Below are 18,327 nucleotides of genomic sequence, written 5' to 3'. Positions count from 1 at the left end.
GGATGGCCAAAACAGGAAACAGCACAGAGTATATTCTAAAGGAGTTAGAGTTAGATGATAGTTTAGGAGCAATGAAGTCATTTTTTGCCAAAGTTTAGTAATATTTTTCTTTTTACTTGTAGTTACAATATCAAAATGTTAAAAATAATTACTACGGAATACGAAGTATCTTGTGAGCGAAAGCGAAGCAAAATTATGTTAAATTTTTTAAAGGTGGATGAATTTTTAAACAGCTAAACACACACTATCTATTTTTGCACTAAGTGAGGGAAGATACTATAGATTGCCTCATCACCAAAGAGTGGCTGTTGAGTAAGATTGCGAAGATGGGTTATAAAATGTAAGGATTGTAAGAAGGACAAAAGAAAGGGCAATTTTTTGTGCTGGTTTCTTTTTCTTTTTGGACTTCACTTAGTAAAATTCTCTTAAGCAGCCCTAATATTCGAACCTGAAATCTACCCAAAATCCATAAACCTCACTTTCTTATCTTAAGCCTTTGGATGAGGGAGGTATATCTTTCGTTTGATTTCCTTTTAAGGTACAAAAGAAGCCTTCTCCTTTTATTAACAAGCTTTATCAGGCTTCTCCTTGTTTGAAAGTCCTTTTTATGGACATTGAAGTGTTCTATTAGGTTGTTAATCCTTGCCGTAAATATAGAAACCTGGACCTCTGGTGAACCTGTATCTGTGCTATGAAGCTTATATTCCTCAATTATATCTTTTTTCACTACCTTCATATCAAAATTATAAATTGGCAACCTATGGCTGTCAAGGCATCATTTGTATCCTTTTATCCTCTTCTTTCTTTAATAAGACGCCATCCATCTTATATTTTTTAAGGATAAAGTGTGTTGTGGTTGATCGGACATTTTCTATTATGGCAAGCTTTTCTGCCACAAAATAGGCAAGCTCTTTCATTGACTTTCCGCTTACCACAACAGCAAAGTCATAAGCACCAGACATAAGATAGAGGGAATGAACCTCAGGATATTGGCAAATCCTCTCTGCAATAGCATCAAAACCCCTATCCCTCTCTGGTGTAACCCTAACATCAATAAAGGCATAGACCTTTTCTTCACTTGTCTTTTCCCAATCAATAATGGTCTTGTATTTTACAATAACCCCATCCTGTTCAAACTGCTCAATCTCCCTTTTTACCTCATCGGCGGAGATCCCAAGCATAGTCCCTATCTTCTCTTTTGATAGCCTTGCGTCATTCTCAAGAATATCAAGGATTTCTTTCTTCATTTAATCTTAACCTCCTCAATTATTGCCCTTGCAATCTTTAAGCTTGCATAGGGCTTTGAAAATTTTAAAGCCTTTTCGCTTATCTCCTTCATTTTTTCTTTATAATTCAAAAAATCTTTTAGCACATTTGGTATATCATTATATTTTGGCATAATCGCTATTCCTTCGTCTATTAAAATTTTTGCATTTGCCTCTTCCTGACCTGGCACTACCCCTGTAATAACAATGGGAAGACCCTTTGCACAAGCCTCCATAATCCCCACACCCCCTGGCTTTCCAATAATAATATCAGATATTTCCATAAGCTCTGAAACATTATCAACAAAGCCAAATACCCTTCCTTTTATTCCATATTTCTTAAGAGAGGCTTCTAGTCTCTTTTTAAGACCCTCATTTTTCCCTGCAATGACTATTACTTGAAATAGCTCCCTATTTTTTGCTAAAACGGGAATAAACCTCTCTATATGACCAAGACCATAACCTCCACCCATCTCAAGGATAATAGGTTTTTCATCAAATCCAAGGCTTTTCTTTGACATATTTCCTGATTTTGAAAACTTTAATGATATGGGAATTCCAATTACCCTTATTTTTTCTTTTTCTACACCCATCTTTAAAAGAAGCTCTGATGTATGTTTGTGTGGCACGATAAAAAGGTCAACATTGGGCTTTATCCCTATTGGATGGCAGCTAAAATCTGTTGCTACTGATATAAGCTTGAAATTTCTATTTTTTATTTTTGAAATAGCAGATGTAATGAATGGATGGGTTGAACAGAGGCAATCAGGACTTTCTTTATCAATTATTCTTAATGTCTCCCTTTTTATCCTATAATCAATATACCCTGTATGTGAATAGAATATTTTTTGCTTATAAAGAAGGCTCCAAGCCAAAGGAAGATGCCTTGCCATCCATAGATATGAGAAATTGATAAACCAGCCAAGAAATGTATTTTCAAGGAGAATAATAGATTTTGCAGAATTTCCCTCTAATGTATTTATTGCCTCACAGAGAACCTCTCCTCCTTTAATATGTCCCATCCCAGCCCTAATAGAAAAGACAATTATTTTCATAAATCCTAAATCACAAATATCCCTCTAACATAATATCATCTGAAATCCGCTTTGTCTTTATGTTTTTAAGCTTAAGAGGAGAAATATTTCCCAAAAGGGAAAGACCAGAATCGCCAATGAGCTTCAAAGAGATAAAGAATATTGCCTTATCTATAAGGCATCTATTCAAAAATGATGTTACTAGCCTTTGTCCTCCCTCAAGAAGGATGGAGGTAATGCCCATTTTGCCAAGCTTTAAAAGAAGGTCAGGAAGAGAAACCAAGCCATTTTCCTCTTTTACAATGAGCACCTCTGCCTTTTTTGCAATCTCAGAAGGAGGTTGCTTTGTGCTTGCAATGATTAGCTCTTCCTTTTTCCCAAATACATTTGCCTCTGCTGGAATCTTTCCATCTGTTGTGACAATTATTCTCATCGGCGATTTTCCTTTGACAAGCCTTGTGGTAAGATAGGGGTTATCCTTAATAATTGTTCCCTTTCCCACCATAATCCCATCCACATAAGACCTTAATCGATGAACCATCCTCCTTGACGCCTCACTTGTTATCCACCTATTCTGGTGCTCTGGTGCCCTGGTGCCCTGGTGCTCTATTGTAATTTTCCCATCCAGGCTCATTCCTACTTTAAGCATAACAAATGGCATCCCTGTTTTTATATACTTAAAATAGACCTCATTAAGATGCTCTCCCTCATCCTTTAATAGCCCAATATCAACCTTTATTCCCCCTTTTTCCAATATTTCCTTTCCCTTTACAATTGGGTTTGGATCAAGGGTTGATGCAACAACCCTTTTTATTCCTGCCTTAATTATTGCATCTGTGCAGGGTGGTGTCCTTCCATAGTGTGAGCAGGGCTCAAGGTTAACATACAATGTTGCTTCTCTTGCATTTTTCCCTGCCTTTTTTAATGCGATAATCTCTGCATGCGGAAAGCCTGCCTTTTTATGATAGCCCTCACCTATTATCCTTCCTTTCTTTACAATGACACATCCTACCATAGGATTTGGGCTTGTTTTTCCCAATCCCCTCTTGGCAAGCAAAAAAGCCCTCTTTAAAAAGATGTCATCCATCTTAAGAAGATTATATAATATTTCAAGAATGGAAATCTATAATCTTACATCTTATGAGATTCATCGCTTGTTTAAGAAAAAAGAAATAAAGGCAATTGATGTTGTTTTGTCTTGCATTAAAAGAATAGAGGAAGAAGAGCCAAAGATAAATGCATTTATTACAAGGACATTTGAGAAAGCAATTGAAAAAGCCAAAGCAATTGATGAGAAAATTGCAAAGAATGAGCCAATTTCTCCCCTTTCTGGAATTCCCATATCCATAAAAGACAATATTTGCACAAAAGGTTTACAAACGACCTGTGCCTCTCATATCCTTCAAGGGTTTATCCCCCCTTATGATGCAACGGTAATTACAAGGCTAAAAGATGCTGGAGCTATAATTATTGGAAAGACAAATATGGATGAATTTGCCTTTGGTTCATCTTGCGAGCATTCTTGCTTTGGTCCTACCAGAAATCCACATAACCTTGACTATGTCCCTGGTGGCTCATCGGGTGGCTCTGCCGCATCTGTGGCAAGCTGTGAAGCTATTCTTTCATTAGGCTCGGATACCGGTGGCTCAATAAGGCAACCAGCCTCATTCTGCGGTGTTGTAGGTTTAAAACCAACCTATGGCCTTGTCTCAAGGTATGGTCTTATTGCCTTTGCCTCAAGCCTTGACCAGATTGGTCCTTTAACAAAGGATGTAAGGGATTGTGCAATTTTATTAAATACCATTTCTGGGTTTGATGAGAATGATGAAACATCTATCAAACAGCCGAAGATTGACTATACGAGTTTCTTGGAAAAAGATATATCGGGAATGAAAATTGGCATTCCAAAAGAATACCTTGAAGGGGTTAACTGTGAGGTAAAGGAGGCGACAATGAATGCCTGCAAGAAGCTTTCCTCATTAAATGTAGAGATAGTTGAGGTATCCCTTCCTCACTCTCAATATGCTATCCCTGTTTATTATATCATTGCTTGCTCTGAGGCATCATCAAATCTAGCAAGGTTCGATGGTGTCCAATATGGCTTAAGGGAGGAAGATAAAAGCCTCTTTGGAATGTATAGAAAGACAAGGAGTAAAGGATTTGGCGATGAGGCAAAGCGGAGGATAATCCTTGGGACATATGCCCTATCATCTGGCTATTATGATGCCTATTACCTTAAGGCACAAAAGGTTAGAAGCCTTATAAAAAGGGATTTTGATCGGGCATTTTCAAAGGTTTCCCTCCTTATCACGCCGACCTCTCCTACACCTCCATTTAAGATAGGAGAAAAAACAGAAGACCCTTTATCAATGTATCTTTCAGATATACTCACGGTTTCAAGCAACCTCACAGGATACCCGTCTATTTCTATCCCTTATGGAAAAACAAAGGACAATCTACCCATTGGGCTTCAAATCATAGGTTCTTACCTTTGTGAAGGAAAGATCCTATCCCTTGCTCAAAGAATAGAGAAATTGGATACCTAAAATATTTAAGAGAAAAAATTCTTAAAATTACACTTGACATAAGTTTAATTTATTATGTAAAATATATAATATTATTTTTAGCCCCAAACTTGGCTGAAAGGGAGGTGATGCTTTTTAAAAAGCAGGGGCTTATATATTAGAAAAAGATATTACCTGTGAAAGCAGGAAATTTATAATTAGGAGGTAAAAAGGATGAAAAAAGCCTTATTAAGTTTTGGGGCAATAATGATAATTGCCCTACCAGTTTTGGCAAAGATGCCAAAGGTTGATGTAAAGGGAGAGATCAGGGTAAGGGGAGAGGAGATAAACAATGCCACAGATTTTAAGAATACCGACGCGGCAGGGAATAATGACGACAAGGATTCCCATGTGAAGCACAGAGTAAGGGTATGGTTAGAGAGTGAGCTATCCGATGGCGTAGGTGCCCATATCTGCTTAGAGAAGCCAGATAAAGGAAGTGAGTGGGCAAGATGGGGTTTTAATACTGTTGAGGGAGTTCAGTGGGACACTAACCTTCGCCATGCCTACCTTACCATTGACGATGTGGCGGCTCTGGTTGACCTTTCCTTAGGAAGGCAGGGGATTGGAGAGCTAAACAGAGAGCTCGTCTTATGGTATGATGCCATTGATGCCAAAAAGGCTAGTGCGAAGCTGGGAAACCTATCCTTAAGCGCGATTTGTGCAAAAGCAAGAGAGGATGGTGCTAATGATGATACTGACACCGATATCCAGGGTTTAAATGGCTCAATCCCTCTTGACCTATTGGGTGGCATTGACCTTGCCGGCTATGGGTATAGAAAAACTATCCATGATCCAGTAAAAGATAAGACTGACAAGAACAATGTCATAGGTGGAAAGGTTTCTGGCTCACTTGATATTGCCTCAACCCTTAATTACTCAGCCGAGTATGCAAAGCAAGTGGGTGGAACCCCAACCGACAGGGATGCACATGCCTATCGGGTATGCCTTGGCTATACCACAGAGGTTGAAGGGCTAGGCAGGCTCTCTCTTGAGGGAAGCTACCTTAAGATGTCGGGAACCGAAGGAGCCACAGCAGATGCAAAAAGCTATACCGGAATTGCCCCTAACCTTGACTACTATGCCGCATTGGTTGACGATCAGAGAGCTGTTATATTTACTCCTGCAGGAGGTGTAGATTTAACAACAGTAAATGGAAGAAAGGACATAAACATCAATGCCCAGATAACCCCAGAGGCAATTGATAACATTACCTTGGGCATCTCCTATACCAGCTTCTCAACCGCAGAAAAGAGGGGTGGAAAAACAAACTTAGGAAGCGAGCTTGACCTTTCTTGTTCCTACAAATACTCTGAGGCAACAAGCATAACAGGAACCTATGCAAGATTTTCCCCGGGGGATCTCATCAATGGTTCCGACGCTGCAACTATGATAAGGGGTGAGCTTTTAACCAAGTTTTAAGGGAGGTTAGGGTTTTTAAGACAAAGGGAAGGAGAGATCCTTCCCTTTTTGTTTAACCTTGGCTTTTTCTATATTTAAGGTATAGCACAGGCAATAGCATTAGCTAAGCGTTCAGGTGGTGTAACAAAAGAAAAGCTAAACCCATAAAATTTTTCTTAAGCATTTCAATAAAAATACCGATATATTAGGTGATGAAAAAATTTTTGTTTTTCCTTTTTTTCTTTAATCTAGGATTCTGCTCATCTTTGGTATTTCTGGGAAAGCAATATATAACCAAAGAGGTTTTGGATGTAGGTGAGAATGCCTCTATATATGTTATTGATTTTGACCACGACAACAAGAAAGATTTGATACTGGGAAATAAGGAGGGATACATTTTATTTTATAAAAATATTGGGACGGATTACAACCCATCCTTTGAAAATGGGAAAAGGATTACTGTAGATACAGGAGAAATCAAGCTGGAGGGAGGATATAGCTCACCCATTGTCTGCCAATGGGACAATGCAAAGGACTTGGATTTGCTAATTGGAGATGGAGGGGGAAATGTTTGGTTTGCAAAGGCTATGAACGAGGTAATCGAGGGAATGCCTCCCACATATACTGTCCTTGAGAAGCTAAAGGCAGATAATAAATCAATCTATCTACCAAATGCCTCTCCCTACGCCTTTGATGTAGATGAGGATGGCTTACTTGACCTTTTGGTGGGAGATGAGGCTGGCTATGTCTGGTTTTTTAGAAATATTGGAAGGCCAGATTCTCCCATCCTTTCTGCGGGAACAAAGACATTGGTAGGAAGTGCCACCCTTGATGTCTCACAGAATGCAAAGCCGGTAATGATTGATTGGAATGACGATGGAAAGAAAGACCTGATTGTTGGTGATATATTTGGAAATACCCATATCTTTACCCCAGGAACACAAACAGGGACAGGAACATTTATTCCAAACTTTATCTTTAAAGAAAGGGCAAAGGTTGCAAACAAAGAAATAGATGTTGGATTCTACGGCTCACCATTTATCTGCAATTGGAATAATGAGGGTGGATATGATATGCTTGTGGGAGCAGGCGATGGAACAATATACCTCTTTTTGAATACAAAATACCAAGCCTCTGAACCACCCGAATTCAATACAATACAAAAGATAGACGGAGACCCGGAATTTATAGATATTGGAGAATATTCAAAGCCCCAGGTTATAGACTGGAACAATGATGGAAAGAAGGATTTAGTAATCGGTGATTCCCTGGGAAAGGTGAGGCTTTTCCTCAATTCTGGAAATGACAATAATCCTATTTTTACAGATGGATTTTTCTTCTCAATGACATCGGGAACGCAAACCGAGGACCTGGATGTAGGGTATAATTCCGCACCTTATCCCATAGATTGGAATAACGATGGAAAGAAAGACCTTGTTGTCGGCGATAAATATGGGAATATAAATGTATTCATAAATATAAACACAGACGATGCCCCTATATTTCAAAAGGGAACATATGCTACATCATATACACTAGGCTATAATGCAACGCCCTGTATCCTTGATTGGGATAATGATGGGAAAAAGGACATTATCGCAGGTTGTCAATCTGGAGAGATAAGGCTATTTTTAAATATAGGCTCTGATATAAACCCTGTTTTTGCAGCTCCTACCACAATGCAGATTCCCCTTGACCACGAAAAGGATACAAGCCCAGCTATCATAGATTTCAATAGGGATTATAAGAAGGACATAATAATTGGCACAGGCTATGGGGAGATGTATCTATTTATAAACTCAGGAAGTGATAAAATTCCTGTCTTTAATACAAAGGAAAGAATAAAGTTTTCAAATGGCGATGATATAAAGGCAAATGATAATTCAAGCCCTGCAATCTCTGACTGGGATAACAATGGTTCATCTGACCTTATAGTTGGTGGAAAGGATGGAACAATATTTGTTTGCCTATCAAGCATTTTAAATCTAGCACCATCTGTTGTGGTAAATACACCCCTTCAAACACAATCTGGGAATATAAACATCTCATATACCTTAAGGGATGATGATTCTGACACTTGCTTAATTGATGTTAAATTTTCAAAGGATAATACCAATTGGATTGATGCAACATCGGCTGATGGTGGAGAGGGGAAAATAGGTCTTTCTTCTTCTCCTATTGGTGTATCCCATATCTTTGTCTGGGATGCTTATGCTGATCTAGGACAAGGAATCTATAATATTGTCTTTCAGATAACGCCAAGCGATGGAACAAATCAAGGGCAATCTTACAAAACAAGCCCATTCTCGGTTGACAATACAACAAAGACAAACCTTATTCCTATTACCATACAAGGGAAAAACATTGATATAGGAGCATATTCTACGCCCTGCGTTTGTGATTGGAACAATGATTATAAGAAAGACCTTTTAATTGGAGATGAATTTGGATATGTCTATCTATTCCTTAATTCTGGAACAGACCAAAACCCTATTTTTACCTCATATTCAAGGCTTCAAGCAAGGGAATCTACATCAACGCAAGTAATGAAAGACCTTAAGGTAGAAGGATTTTCTCTGCCTTTTGTTTGTGATTATGACAACGATGGAAGTAAAGATTTGCTTGTAGGAGATAGGTTTGGCTATGTTTATTATTTTAAAAATATTGAAGGTATTCTAGAGAAGGGTGTAAGGATACAAGGAGGAAGTGACTTAGATGTTGGAAATATGGCATCACCTATTGTGATTGATTACAACCTTGATGGAAAGAAGGATTTGATTGTGGGTGATGAATATGGCTACATTAGGCTATACCTTAATTATGGCACAGATATGAATCCATCATTTGCTACAGGGACAAAGCTTTTATTGGGAACAGGAAATACAGAGATACAAGTTTCTTATAATTCAACCCCTGCATTTATTGATTATAATAACAATGGAAAAGCAGATTTAATAGTTGGCGATAGGAACGGCAATCTATGGCTATTCTTGAATTATGGAAGCGACCAATTACCCCTATATGATTACGGAAGGATTCTTTCTTCTCCCTCTGTTTCTGGGAATGCTTCTTGTTTTATTTCTGATTGGGATAATGATGGAAAGAAGGATTTTGTTTTAGGAAACAGGAATGGCTCTGTATATTTATATCTATTGAAGGAGGAAACAAACACGCCTCCATCCTGTGTTCTATCTCCTATAACTACAGCCGTTTCCACAATTACCCTAAAATATAAGCTATATGATATAGACGGTGATACATTATCAATTATTCCAGAGTATTCACTTGATGGGGTAAATTATAGCTCTGCCTCAGGTGGAACAAAGGAAAATTTAATTGGCTCTTCTTTTGGCATTGACCAGGAATTTATATGGAATTCTAATATTGACCTTCCTGGAACAAAAACCCTGGTTTATTTTAGAATAACCCCAAAGGACAAGGCAGCTGGCACAGCTTCTTCTCTCTCCTTCTTATTGGATAATCTAAATAGGCAACCAATTGTAAAAAGCCTTAATCTTTCATCCAATTCTGGTCTTATTGAGGTCTCTTTTGAGCTTGAGGATTCCGATTATGATACAATATCCCTTTCCTTTGATTATCTCCTTAATGGAACATGGACAAAGGCAACAACCTATGGATCTTTATCCTTTACCCCTGGTATTTACAAGTTCTATTGGGCTTCAAGCCTTGATTTCCCAGAGACAGAAACAACCTTAACCATAAGGCTTACACCCTATGATTCCTGGGGCATTGGTATCTTTCAAACCAAAACCATAAAAATTGAAAATTCCAGATTTTCCTCAAAGGAGGTAGGAACAACAAGCATTGGCCTGCCCATTACATTTTCACCCACAACCCTTATTCTAAAAAGCATTGAATATCCATTGGTGATTACCGTAGAGGACATTTTAATTCCCTCATCTATTCCAGGGCTTTCTGAGACAGGAAGGAGAATAACCGCGGTGAGAAAAGATAGACCCGATGTTTTAATAGATAGCCTTTCTGCAAAACTTACCATTCCATACAATAATGAATTTTCACAGGAGATAGAAAAGGCATTTGTTATTTACAAAGGAAATTCTCCCCTTGCATCCTCTGTTGATACAGCAAGCAACACAGTCAGCACCGAAATAAGAGAAACTGGAATTTATAGGATTGATACCCTATTTCCACTTGATTCCAAAATATCTCCATATCCCAACCCCTGCAAGGGAGATTTAATTACATTTTCTGGATTTTCTGGAAAGATAAAAATATTCACCTTAACCGGCCAATTGGTTAGAGAGCTTGAGGGAGCAATATGGGACACAAAAAACAGGGATGGAAAAGCTGTAGCATCTGGCATTTATATATGGCTTGCAGAAAGCGGCAATAATAAACAAAAGGGGATTTTAGCGATTATAAGATGAAAAGAATAAGTCAGGACTCAGGAGTCATCTGGTGCTCGGGTGCTAGTAGGCTGATCTGGTGCTCTAGTGTTCTGGTGTTCTTCTGTTTTTTGACGATTGGCTCTTCTGCATTTGGGGTAGATTATACAGCGACCAGCCCTTTGCAATTCTTAAAGATTAAGCCTTGCCGGGTTTCCTCTTTAGGGGGTGCATTTGTGGGGGTTAATGAACCATCTTTTGAAAACCCAGCATCCCTTGGAGGTGCAAAGGTAGCCGAAATTGGGCTTTCTTATAATTCATACCTTGCGGGAATAGATATTTCTTCATTATCTTACCTCCATCCCACAGAGGAGATGGGTTGTTTTGGGTTTAGTCTCCTTTATCTCAAAACCCCAGATATTTTAAAAACAAAGGATGGAGGCATAGAAGATGGCAAATTCTCTTGCTCTGATATTTCAGCAAGTATAGGATATGGAAGAAACATAAGCCCTGATATTGCAATAGGAGGAACATTTAAATTCATCAGGGAAAGCATAGATGATAAAGCTGTAAATACAGGTGCAGCTGATCTTGGGATTCAATACAGACCATTTTTAAAAGATATTACAATTGGTCTTTGCCTTTCAAACCTCGGAAAATCAATAAAATACACAAACAAAAAGGAGGATTTACCCCTTACCATGAAGGGAGGAATTTCTGTAAATTGCCTTGATAAGACCCTTCTTTCTACAATAGAGCTTGATAAATCCATAGATTCTGATGTAATTTTAAGGCTAGGCTTTGAAAATGTATTGATGAATAAGGTATTTCTTAGAGCAGGATATTCCACAGAGGCCGATATTGGTTCGGGTATTTCACTTGGTTTGGGATTGAAGCTTTCAAAATACTTCTTTGATATGTCCTATCTTCCCTTTCAAGATCTTGGAAACACAATGCAAGGCTCATTCTATATAAAGTTTTTAGAGGAAGAATAATTTAAAGTTGAGGCAATTTACAATTTGTAATTGTTTGAGCCGTGCTAAACATCATCTCTTCTCAATTTTCGTAATATATGCCTTTGCCTCTTTTATCAAATCATCCCTCTTAGGATAATTTTTTATTAGCCTTTTAAATTCAAAATATGCATCCTCATAATCGCCAGAGGAATAAAGGATAACACCTATTCTAAAGAGGGAATCAGCTGCCCATTCTGAGCTTTGATAAAGCTCAGCTACCTTTCTAAAATAAACAATTGCCTCCTCCTTTGCATCGGGTAAATATGTCCTTCCTATCCAATAATATGCATCAGCTTTTTCATCATCCGTAAGGTCTTCTGAGAGAAGCTTTTTATATTCCTCTCTAGAATCCTTTTTCTTTCCCTCTAAATAATAGATTTGGGCAATCCTTTTTCTTATCTTTTTAGCCATCTCTTTCTCCTGCCCTTTTTCAAGGAAAAGATTATAATAATTTATGGCAGCCCCTGGTTTATTGTCCTTTATAAATGCCTCTCCTATTTGATACAATGCCTCCTCCATTAAGGCTTTATCAGCCCCTTTTTCAACAAGCTTTTGATAGGAAGAAATTGCCTCTTTGTATTCACCCTGATTATAAAAACACAAGCCTATTCTAAGATAGGCATCCTTTGATAGGCTATCCTCGGGAAACTCCCTTTGTAGCCTTAAATATGCCTCAATTGCCTCATCATACCTTCCCTCCTCAAAGTAAGTCCAGGCAAGCCAATAAATAGAACAAGAAAAATATGGGCTTTCTTTATAATTTAAGATTATCTTGGTAAAATATTTTCTGGCATCATCAAACCTTTCCTTTTTATAATAGCACCACCCTATCTGGTATATTGAGGCAGAAACAAAGCTTGATTTTGGATATTGCTTTATAAGGCTTTGATAATCTGAAATTGCCAGGCCATAATCCTTGAGGTTAAATGATATGTTTGCTGAATAAAACAATGCCCTTTCTCCTAATTCTTTATCAATGGCAGGAATGGTTTTATACACCAGCCTTGCCTTCTTTGGATTCCCAATTTTATTATAAAGGAATGCCGTATTGTAGAGGCTATAGCCAAACAATTCACTCTTTGGGTATTTTTCTATTAAAGAAGAAAAGGCATCTATTGCCTCTTTGTATTGTCCCTTTTTCATCCTATTATCACCAATTTTGTAAAGAATCTCGGGATTTTTTGAGAAATTTGGGTATAGAGAAACAATGCGCCAAAGGTATTCTTCATTATCAAGGCTTATTCCTACATTGTAAAGGCAAGTAAGGGAAAGGGGGGTCTTTGGGTATTCCTTTATCATTTCATCACACATTACCAAGCATTCTGTTATACTTCCAATTTTAAGATACAAAAGAGAGAGCCTTAAAAATGCCTCCTCCCTAAAGCTGCTTTTTGGGTAATCTGCAATAATCTTCTCATACGCCTTAATCTTTTCATTATCCTCTCCTATTTGGGCTATAAGATATAAGCTTCTATCATCGCCTATTTTCTTTAGCTCCTCTAAGGCAAGGTCTATTTTAGAAAGCTTAAGATAAGAAAATGAAATGCCTGTTTTTGCCCCTCCTTTTTTATAGAAATCCACTGCCTCATTAAATCTCCCAAGGCTATATAAACTTTCTGCTTGTGCAAGATAAAGCTCCTTTGTGGGAGATGAAATTTTTGGAAAAACAGAAACCGCATCTTCAAATCTTTTCATATTAAAAAGGCAAGAAAATAGAAGAATAAAGGAGGAATCTGATGGGTATGATTTAACCAGGCAGTTTGCATAGAATAGGGATTTCTCAAAATCACCATTCTCATAATAAATTCTTGCCAGGGAGGATAGGGAATTTCTTCTTAAGAGATCATCCTTTGATGTTTCCAAAATCTTTTTGTAATAGGAAATAACCCTGTTATAATCCTTGATTTCTTCAAATGACACTGCTATGGAATAAAAGACGCTGTCTTTCCAGGGAAGGTTTGGATAATCTATAAGGTATGAAGAAAATAGCGAAACAGCCCGATCATAATCCTTTATTTCAAGATAATATTGGATAATTCTAAAGATGGCATAAGAGGATGATGGGTTATTGGGGTATCTTGAAAGTGCTTCTTGATAGGAAGAAATTGCCTCTTCTTTTTTATCGATGAACCACAGGCAATCAGCAATCCTGTAATATACAGTAGAAAGCCTTTCTTCATCCAGGGAGATTTCTTTAAGGATTAAATAATTTTTATATGCCGTTTTATAGGAACATAGAAAGAATAAAGATTCTGCCTTAAGAAAAAGGCCATCCTCTTCTTGTGTATCCCTTAAATAACCTTGAGTAAGATTAAATAGCCCATTTTTGTAAAATTCATAGGGGAGATTCTGGGCAAATATATTTAATGAAATGATGAACAATAAAAGTCCTAAATTCCTAAATCCCAAATCCCAAATTCTTTTCATACCTTTGAAAGCTCATTAAAAACAAAAGATGGGTTTGATGCTTTGAATATCTCTGATCCAACCGCGGCAATATCAATCCCTGCATCTTTTAAAAGGGAAATATTTGAAAGCTTTATGCCACCATCCATCTCAAGACAAAGGTCTGATCTTTCTTTTTTGAGCTTTTTTGCTTTAGAAAGAACATCGGGTATAAATGTGCTTCCATAAAAACCAGGGACAACGCTCATAATAAGCACAAGATCCAGATTATCAAGGAATGGCTTGAGTTTGGAAATAGGTGTTTCGGGATTAAGCGAGATGCCTACCTCTAAACCTCCATCCTTTATTTTTTTTATTGCCTCCTCTGGAGAATCCTTCCCCTCAATATGAAAGATTATCCTCTTTGCACCCTTTCTTTTAAAGCCTTCTATATAATCTATGGGAGAGCTAACCATAAGGTGTATTTCCATAAAGAGGTCTGTTTCAATAAGGTCATCATAGCCTATGCTTTTAGAAGGGACAAAAATTCCATCCATAATATCTATATGAACATTCTTACAAAAAGCGCTTGCTATCTTTAACATCTTCCCCAATTCCTCTTTTTTTTCTGTTAGAATAGCAGGATAAACAAGCATTAAAAATCCTCTTTTACCTCTGCTGATGGTTTATAGAGGTGATGGGTCTCATTTAGGCTAGAGATGATGAATTTGTTATCTATAAATTCAATCCTTGTTATTCCACAAGGATCCTGGCGGACACTCCAGAAAGATGAAAGCTTAAGCCCCATAATATGGAGAAGAATAATTTTAATTACAATCCGATGGGTTACCACGATTGAAAGTTTACAGGTTTGGACAATCTCCTCAAAAACAGGAAGAGCCCTATTTTTAACATCCTCCAGTGATTCCCCTCCTGGAAAGGTGACACTTTCAGGTTTTGTTATCCAATCTAAATAAAGCTTGTTATTCTTTACATCATCCTCTGAAAGCCCCTGCCATTCCCCATAATCAATGTCAATAAATGAAGAAACCTCCTTTACCTCTACATTCGGATGTGGCCTTTTTAGTATCTGGGCTGTAATCAATGCCCTTTTAAGGGGGCTTGTATAGATTGTCTCAACAGGAAGCTCTGCCAGGAGGGTTGATGTTTTTTCCGCTTGACGAATACCTGTTCTGTTTAGTTCAACATCTTTTCTTCCCCTGAAGACCTTTCTTTTATTCCAATCTGTCTGGGCATGCCTTATCAATATACACTCACTCATCTTTCATAAATTCCGATCATTTCTCTTGACCTAAATGTTGGCTTTTGAACCTTTATTGTCTTCTTATAGCCAATTTTATTATCTGAGGAAAGCCCTCCGCTTTGTATAAAGCCCATCTTCTCATAAAAGCTTATAGAACCAATATCATCGGGTGTATAAACTACCAATATCTCTCCTGAAAGAGCTTTTACCCTCTTCTCAAGATGCTCAATTAGCCTTTTTCCTATACCCTTTCTTTTAAAATCAGCTCGGACAGCAAGCCATGTAACCTCAAATTCATAGGGATTTTTTAAACTCCTTGAATATCCAATGACACCCAAAACTTGATGCCTTTCTTTCTCAACAAAGAAGCATCTTTTTGAAAAATCTGGATTGTTAACATAATCGATCATCTCCTCCTCAAGCTTGAGGAGACCAAGTTTATTAAAATGATGTGGATATGAATAAAATATTGCCTTTGCTTGTTGTATATCATCGCTTGTTAATTCTATAATCATCTATAACCCTTTTATATATTATAATCTTTACTTAATAATTTTGTCCAGTATATAATAAAAATAATGAGAGAAATTGAAAAGATTTATAAAATAAATTTGGATACGAAGGATAATGAAAAAATCCTTATCATCACCGATTGCTTCAATAAGGAGATAAGTGAGATAGCCATTCTTTTCAGAGATATAGGAAAAAGGCTTGGTTTTAATACAAATCTTTGCTCCTATCCTCCCCTTTCATCGCATGGAGAGGAGCCACCAAAAGAGGTATGGGAAAAGGCAGGCTTTAAGATAACAAAAGAAATTTTTGAGAAAATAAAAGGGAAAGAGCCTGTTTTTCTTGATATTTCAAACCCACCAGACATTTTAATCTCAATTACAAATTTTTCCACCTCACATACAAGCTTTAGGAAAATATTAACAAAAAATGGAACAAGGTATGCAAGTATGCCTCTCTTTGAAAAATCTATGCTCTTTGGTCCGTTAGATATTGATTACGAAAAAATGAATAGCTTGGGAGAAAAAATAAAAGGGATTTTAGAAAAAGGGGAAAACATAAAGGTTTCATCCCCTTCTGGCACAGAGCTAATGTTTAACATAAAGGGAAGGAAAATTATAATAGACAATGGATTGATAACAAAAAAGGGAGATTTTGGTAATCTTCCAGCCGGCGAGGTCTTTCTTGCACCAAGGGAGAAAAGTTGTAATGGTGTTTTGGTAATTGAGGTAATGGAAAAAAGGAGGCTTAAATCTCCCTTATTTGCAAAGATAGAGAATGGGGTGGTCATAGGGCTTTCTGGAGAAAAAGAGGCAAAGGAAAGACTTGAAGGAATATTTTCAAAACATCCCCTTGCAAGGAACATCGCAGAGTTTGGAATGGGAATAAATGATAAAGCAAGTAATCCAACAAATATCCTTGAGGCAGAAAAAATATTAGGAACCTGCCATATTGCCTTTGGTGATAATTCAGGCTTTGGTGGAAATATATTTGTCCCATTCCACGAAGACTATGTTGTTTTCTCTCCAACCATAGAGCTTGATGGAAAAAAGATTTAGGATTTTAAATGAAATCTGATGTGTATTTTGTTAAGGTAGGGAGAGAGAATACAGAAGAGAGGGTTTTGGCTTTAAAAAACCTGCTTGAAAAAATTACTCCCTTTTCAGAATTTAATAAGGATGAGATTATTCCTGTCAAGCTTACCATTGGAGATTCTTCCTGCATCTATAATATTAGTCCAGAGCTGGTTAAGCTTATAGTTAGAGAGATAAAAAAGAAAGGGGCGAAACCATTCCTTTTTGATACATCGGTTATCTACAAAGGCAACAGGCAGAATGCCCTTAGTCATCTAGAGCTTGTTGAGAAAAAAGGGTTTTCCTATTCCAATGTAGGTTGCCCATTTATCATTGCTGATGGTATTTTTGGAGAGGCAGGAAAGGAATTTAAACTAGATTCCCCAAATATAGAGAGAATAAAAATTCCCTCTTTTGTGGGTATGCTAGACAACCTGGTTGTTCTTTCTCATACAACAGGACATATAATCTCAGGATATGCCGGTAGTATAAAAAATGTGGCAATGGGTATGTCAACCCGGGCTACAAAACAAACCATCCATTCCTCACTTAAGCCACATATTTTAGAGGAAAAATGTAGTGCCTGCGGATGTTGCATTTCTATTTGTCCTGCTTCTTCTATTTCTTTTAAGAACAAAAAGGCTTTTATTAACCAGGGGTTGTGTATGGGTTGTGGTGAGTGCCTTTGTGCCTGCAAATCTGATGCTATATTTGTAAATTGGAAGGAAGACCCTTATATATTTTGTAAGAGAATGGTTGAGGTGGCAAGCTTTATCCTTCTTAAGTTTAAAAATAAATTCTTCATAAATTTTGCCTTTGATATAACCAAGGAATGCGATTGCATTTCAAAAAAGGGTGATGAGATGATTGCAAATAATCTAGGAATACTTGCCTCCTATGATATTTTAAGCCTGGATAAGGCATGTTTAGACCTAGCCTATAAAAACAAAAGGACAGATTTTCTTTTTAATAAAAGGGATTTATGCGAGGCAATGCTTGAATATGCAAAAAATTTAGGCTTGGGAAATTTGGAGTATAATTTAGTAAGTGTTTATTGACAAAAATTTGCTTTTAAAATTAAAATTTAGACAATGAAAATAGATAAGGCAAAAAAGGATGTGATTATTTTTACCCTTCACCATAGATTAGAAGGAACGATGCATACATATATGGGTGCAAGGATCTTGGATGAATTAAATGCGGGAGCAAAAACCTTTATTGCCCTAACCAATGTAAGTGTTTTTCTTCCTCAAGGCACAACGCCTATCTATCATATTGATTTTATCGCCTTGAATAAAAATCATATTGTCCATCTTCTTCCAGGAAAGGGAGAGGATTTCAAGGAATTTCTTCCCAAGGAAGAGATTTTTCCCCGCTAAGTTTACCAGGCAATAAATTATAGTTAATTCCATAACGCTTTACAAAATGTATGTGTTTAGATAATCTTA

15 protein-coding genes are annotated in these 18,327 nt (G+C 37.2%); 7 read left to right on the top strand and 8 right to left on the bottom strand.

All coding sequences use genetic code 11. The features are described from left to right. Positions 1 to 475: 475 nt before the first annotated feature. The 4 genes from rpsO to ribD are packed head-to-tail and all read right to left on the bottom strand — an operon-like array spanning position 476 to position 3,386. Positions 476 to 736, bottom strand: a complete 261-nt coding sequence (rpsO, locus tag AB1397_08340) for a 30S ribosomal protein S15 (protein ID MEW6482980.1) — start codon at positions 734 to 736, stop codon at positions 476 to 478. Positions 737 to 767: 31 nt separating this feature from the next. Beyond that, complete coding sequence (locus AB1397_08335) at positions 768 to 1,247, bottom strand: Lrp/AsnC family transcriptional regulator (GenBank protein ID MEW6482979.1); 480 nt, start codon at positions 1,245 to 1,247, stop codon at positions 768 to 770. Then, positions 1,244 to 2,320, bottom strand: coding sequence for a glycosyltransferase (locus AB1397_08330; GenBank protein ID MEW6482978.1), 1,077 nt, complete (start codon positions 2,318 to 2,320; stop codon positions 1,244 to 1,246). The genes AB1397_08335 and AB1397_08330 overlap by 4 nt, the downstream gene beginning before the upstream one ends. A gap of 10 nt (positions 2,321 to 2,330) precedes the next feature. Next, positions 2,331 to 3,386, bottom strand: coding sequence for a bifunctional diaminohydroxyphosphoribosylaminopyrimidine deaminase/5-amino-6-(5-phosphoribosylamino)uracil reductase RibD (gene ribD / locus AB1397_08325; GenBank protein MEW6482977.1), 1,056 nt, complete (start codon positions 3,384 to 3,386; stop codon positions 2,331 to 2,333). A 28-nt stretch (positions 3,387 to 3,414) separates the two neighbouring features. Between ribD and gatA the strand changes: the two genes are divergently transcribed. The 4 genes from gatA to AB1397_08305 all read left to right on the top strand — a co-directional run bounded on the left by gatA (position 3,415) and on the right by AB1397_08305 (position 11,626). Further along, on the top strand, positions 3,415 to 4,845 hold the full coding sequence (gatA, locus tag AB1397_08320; protein MEW6482976.1) for an Asp-tRNA(Asn)/Glu-tRNA(Gln) amidotransferase subunit GatA: 1,431 nt from the start codon (positions 3,415 to 3,417) through the stop codon (positions 4,843 to 4,845). A 192-nt stretch (positions 4,846 to 5,037) separates the two neighbouring features. Beyond that, a complete protein-coding gene (locus AB1397_08315; GenBank protein ID MEW6482975.1) occupies positions 5,038 to 6,285 on the top strand; it encodes an alginate export family protein in 1,248 nt (415 codons plus the stop codon). A gap of 191 nt (positions 6,286 to 6,476) precedes the next feature. Then, positions 6,477 to 10,673 (top strand): VCBS repeat-containing protein, encoded by a 4,197-nt coding sequence (locus tag AB1397_08310; protein MEW6482974.1) that lies wholly within the window; start codon positions 6,477 to 6,479, stop codon positions 10,671 to 10,673. After that, positions 10,670 to 11,626 (top strand): PorV/PorQ family protein, encoded by a 957-nt coding sequence (locus AB1397_08305; protein ID MEW6482973.1) that lies wholly within the window; start codon positions 10,670 to 10,672, stop codon positions 11,624 to 11,626. Before AB1397_08310 ends, AB1397_08305 begins: the two co-directional genes overlap by 4 nt. 51 nt (positions 11,627 to 11,677) lie before the next feature. On the opposite strand, the gene AB1397_08300 is transcribed toward AB1397_08305, so the two are convergent. From AB1397_08300 to AB1397_08285, 4 genes are read right to left on the bottom strand one after another with little or no spacing between them, the layout of a single operon-like run. Beyond that, complete coding sequence (locus AB1397_08300) at positions 11,678 to 14,074, bottom strand: tetratricopeptide repeat protein (GenBank protein MEW6482972.1); 2,397 nt, start codon at positions 14,072 to 14,074, stop codon at positions 11,678 to 11,680. Next, positions 14,071 to 14,688, bottom strand: a complete 618-nt coding sequence (locus tag AB1397_08295) for a ribulose-phosphate 3-epimerase (GenBank protein MEW6482971.1) — start codon at positions 14,686 to 14,688, stop codon at positions 14,071 to 14,073. Before AB1397_08295 ends, AB1397_08300 begins: the two co-directional genes overlap by 4 nt. Next, entirely contained in the window at positions 14,688 to 15,314 is a 627-nt protein-coding gene (locus AB1397_08290; GenBank protein MEW6482970.1) for a histidine phosphatase family protein, read from the bottom strand. Before AB1397_08290 ends, AB1397_08295 begins: the two co-directional genes overlap by 1 nt. Next, positions 15,311 to 15,811, bottom strand: a complete 501-nt coding sequence (locus tag AB1397_08285) for a GNAT family N-acetyltransferase (protein ID MEW6482969.1) — start codon at positions 15,809 to 15,811, stop codon at positions 15,311 to 15,313. The genes AB1397_08290 and AB1397_08285 overlap by 4 nt, the downstream gene beginning before the upstream one ends. A gap of 63 nt (positions 15,812 to 15,874) precedes the next feature. On the opposite strand from AB1397_08285, the gene AB1397_08280 reads away from it, so the two are divergent. Genes AB1397_08280 through AB1397_08270 form a run of 3 tightly spaced genes read left to right on the top strand, consistent with a single transcriptional unit; the run spans position 15,875 to position 18,258 of the window. Continuing rightward, positions 15,875 to 16,864, top strand: a complete 990-nt coding sequence (locus AB1397_08280; protein MEW6482968.1) for an aminopeptidase — start codon at positions 15,875 to 15,877, stop codon at positions 16,862 to 16,864. Between the two features lie 8 nt (positions 16,865 to 16,872). Beyond that, entirely contained in the window at positions 16,873 to 17,937 is a 1,065-nt protein-coding gene (locus tag AB1397_08275; GenBank protein ID MEW6482967.1) for a DUF362 domain-containing protein, read from the top strand. A 33-nt stretch (positions 17,938 to 17,970) separates the two neighbouring features. Beyond that, the gene (locus tag AB1397_08270) at positions 17,971 to 18,258 is read left to right on the top strand and encodes a hypothetical protein (protein ID MEW6482966.1); all 288 of its coding nucleotides are present in this window, start codon (positions 17,971 to 17,973) and stop codon (positions 18,256 to 18,258) included. The last annotated feature ends 69 nt before the right edge of the window (positions 18,259 to 18,327 follow it).

The sequence above is a fragment of the bacterium genome, assembly GCA_040756715.1.
Lineage (GTDB): Bacteria > UBA9089 > UBA9088 > UBA9088 > UBA9088 > JBFLYE01.
This window is presented reverse-complemented; position numbering and strand designations above follow the sequence as displayed.